The 3,369-nt window shown below is 40.1% G+C and carries 3 protein-coding genes; 1 reads left to right on the top strand and 2 read right to left on the bottom strand.

Annotation, left to right across the window (positions count from 1 at the left end; translation table 11 throughout):
- Positions 1 to 183 (top strand): HRDC domain-containing protein (locus tag PHO71_RS25810; RefSeq protein WP_300209051.1); only part of this gene is annotated, 183 nt, incomplete at its 5' end.
- An 818-nt stretch (positions 184 to 1,001) separates the two neighbouring features.
- Here PHO71_RS25810 and istB read toward each other — a convergent pair.
- Together istB and istA are read right to left on the bottom strand one after the other, a co-directional pair.
- Positions 1,002 to 1,790 carry an IS21-like element helper ATPase IstB gene (istB, locus tag PHO71_RS25805; RefSeq protein ID WP_300209050.1) on the bottom strand — a complete coding sequence of 263 codons (789 nt, stop codon included), beginning with the start codon at positions 1,788 to 1,790 and terminating at the stop codon, positions 1,002 to 1,004.
- Complete coding sequence (gene istA / locus PHO71_RS25800) at positions 1,769 to 3,256, bottom strand: IS21 family transposase (RefSeq protein ID WP_300209049.1); 1,488 nt, start codon at positions 3,254 to 3,256, stop codon at positions 1,769 to 1,771. Before istA ends, istB begins: the two co-directional genes overlap by 22 nt.
- Positions 3,257 to 3,369: the final 113 nt, after the last annotated feature.

Genomic DNA, 3,369 nt, shown 5'->3' with positions numbered 1-3,369 from the left:
TTGAGCAAGAGCCGCGAAGAAGGAATCAAACCGTATTACATTTGCAATGATAAGCAGCTGGAAGATTTGATTCAAAAGATGCCGAAGAGTAAGGAAGAGCTACTTACAGTATCTGGATTCGGAGAGAAGAAAGTGGAAAAGTACGGAGATGAAATATTGGAGATAGTGAGAATGCGTGATTAATACAGAAGTAACGCTGATTATCATCAAAGATAAAAAACCTCGGATGCTCGTTTTATGCAGGTTCCCGAGGTTTCTATTTTGGCCCTGTTTGATAAAATTAGGAGTAATTTGCAATTTGCGCCGGTCAGCGGCCGCTGATGCGATTACCAGCGGCCACCCGGCGGTGATAACGGCCAGTGTTTAGCAGGCTGATTTTGTGTTAATTACTACGGTATAATGCTTTGTTGCTCTCTTCATGATTGCATTCGAAGCCACCTCATCATTTAATATCATAGATGCCCAGCTTTTTGGCTCACGTTGCGAACAGACAATCGTGCTTTTTGATGCTTCACACCGTTTCTCCAAAATAGCTGTGAATGTCAACGAATTTTTTTACCACTCGCTGACGAATTTGTTTACCACCTTGCTAGCTAAATAGTTTACCACTTACCATAAAAACGCTGATGAAAAAGTTTACCATCTGCGCTAGTGAAAAAGTTTACCACTTGCTAACGAATTACTTTACCACTTTGATTCTTAATATGAGGAAGCACTAGAGCACTTCCCCCTTGCAAAGATTGCTATTTATAATGTGAAATACGAGAAGGGCAAGTCTTCTGAACGCTCCTCATGTGAATTTTCACGGAAGTATTGGAATTCTTTGTTCAACCCTTTGTAACTGATGAAATCTCGTAAATACTGCAGTTCCAAATCAGACCTTTTACAGTCTTCTTGCATCGACAGAATATGTTCGCTCATTTCAGCGCAACTTTCCTGCAGATCTTGATATGTCCGTTGTTCTTTGACAACACTATTTTTTATTTTACAATAGACACTCATTATGATTCAGCCTCCTTTCCGTCATCAGATATAACGGCGGCGTGCTCAGCACGATAAGGATTATCTGAATTCATATTTAATACATGTGATCGAAAGGTAAGTCTGTCAATCAAGGCAGTTACCATGGTCTGATTTTCAAACATCGTAGTCCATTCGGAGAACCTTAGATTGGTTGAAACGACAACGCTTCTTCTTTCGGCTCTGTCAGCTACTACCTTAAATAATAACTCTGACTGGTGCTTGTTAAATGTAAGATAGCTTAGTTCATCAATAATAAGCAAGTCAGCTTTGGAAATCTGACGTTCCAGACGCACAAGCTTGTGATTATCCTGTGCTTCGATCAGTTCATTGGACAGATTTGCTGCAGTGTAGAACTTAACGTTTAAGCCTTGCATACAAGCTTTTATGCCAAGTGCAATAGAAAGATGCGTCTTTCCAGTTCCTGGGTTTCCAATCATGACGATGTTTTGTCGTTTTGAAACGAAGTCACAGGATGCAAGTTCACCGAGGAATGCGTCTTCCAGATGCTCAAACCTGCTGTAATCGAGTTCTTCCATAGTTTTGATATATGGGAACCCTGCATTTTTGATTTTCCTTCTACGTGTGCTTTCCTGCCTAGAATCTAGTTCTAGTTTCATGAGTGCAATCAGGAAATCTTCGTAACTTTGATTCTGATCCAGTTGTCTTACAACATCTTCGTATTGATTAAACATCGGTGTACGCAACTGTTTCGAATATAACTCAATGGTTTGTGACTGTAATTTTTTCATCGCGCAGCCACCCCACATTTCTCATCGTACTTTCTGAGATCAGTAGATGTGACCGTTATTTCATTTTTCAGATACAATACATTGGATTCTGGAGTCTCATGTAGCTGACTGCGAATCATATCAACTGTAGGTACGAGGTTTTGTGGAAGCTGTTGTTTAATGGATAAGATTCGTTCTTCTCCATAATCAACACACAATCGTAGCAGCTTTACCATTTCTGCATTTTGACCTGGGAGTAAACGTCCCCAGTCTAAAAGTTCTTTGGTAACATTAGATTTCACAGGTTTTGCTTGAAATACACTTCTTGGTTTACGCTCCAGAAGATCGAGATAATGTTCCAAACGGTATTCCGTCTTTCCTGAACCGTATATGCGGTCATAGGTTGCAATAATCTCATTGTCGTAAAAGAAACATACCTTGTTCGCATAACCTTTGGCAATGATAGTCTTGCGTAGATATCTGACAGGAACAGAATAATTATTCTTGTCAAAGCGAACCGTTGAATAATCACCAACACTTGGAGTTGCAGTACGGCTTGTATCAAACCGATATGCTGGAATTTGGCTGAGTGAGTACCATTCTTCATCATAAGCCTCTTTTACAGAAAGCGAATGAGACTCTACTTTATGATTGTTGCGATAATTAAGACAATCTTGCATCAGTTTTTTATTTAGTTCCTCGAGACTGGCTACTCTTGGAACGGGTACCATGAAGTTTCTTCTTGCATAACCAACCAGGTTTTCAACAAGTCCTTTTTCATTGCCGCTGGCAATGTTACAGAAATCAGTTTTGAACGCATAATGTGCAGCAAATGATTTGTAACCGTCGGTTGCTTTTGCGTGAAGACCAAAGCCTTCCTTTACAGCAACTTTTGCATTATCAAAGATCAAACGCTTAGGGATGCCTCTAAAGAAATCAAACATTAACTGCTGACCTTCCCAAAATGATTCAAGATTCTGCGAATAGAATGCCTGTACAAAAATGTCACAACTGTAGCAAAGGCGTCCACAGAAGAATTGAACTTTACATTTCTTCCCATCAATGTAAACAGTGGCTTCGCCCCAGTCAATCTGAGCAGCATCACCAGGTTCGTACTCCAATGGCATATCTGCCTGTGGAGGAACAGAAACTTCAATACGTAGAGCTTTTACGGCATTTCGTATTGTTGATTCACCGCCAGTAAAATGTTTTTCATTAACTAGGCGATCATAAATACGTTTTGCAGTATGCTTTTGCTTTGGCAACTGCATGAGTTTGTCTTCTTCAAGACAAGCCTTAATAAAATCTCTGACTTCATCAGTGATGACGTCAGCTTCCCGAGTGTAAGTCTTTCGTACATCGGGATGGGTATTGCCTTCGCAATACTTTTTCGCGGTCTGCCGCGAGATACCAAGTCTTTTGGCAATGGACCGGATGGATTCGCCCTCGTTGTAGAGGGTACGGATTCTGTAGTATAAATCCACTTCAATAACCACACCTTTCATCTCCTTGTAAGAATTTTTAGTACTCTTAAATCTTACAAGATATATTTCAAGGTGGTAAACTAATTCGCTAGCGAATCGGTTAAAAGTGGTCAACTATTATAATAGCGTTTACA

The organism is Bacteroides sp. (assembly GCF_028690125.1).
Classification (GTDB): domain Bacteria; phylum Bacteroidota; class Bacteroidia; order Bacteroidales; family Bacteroidaceae; genus Bacteroides.
Note: the sequence above shows the minus strand (reverse complement) of the source record. Positions and strands in the feature narration are given on the sequence as shown.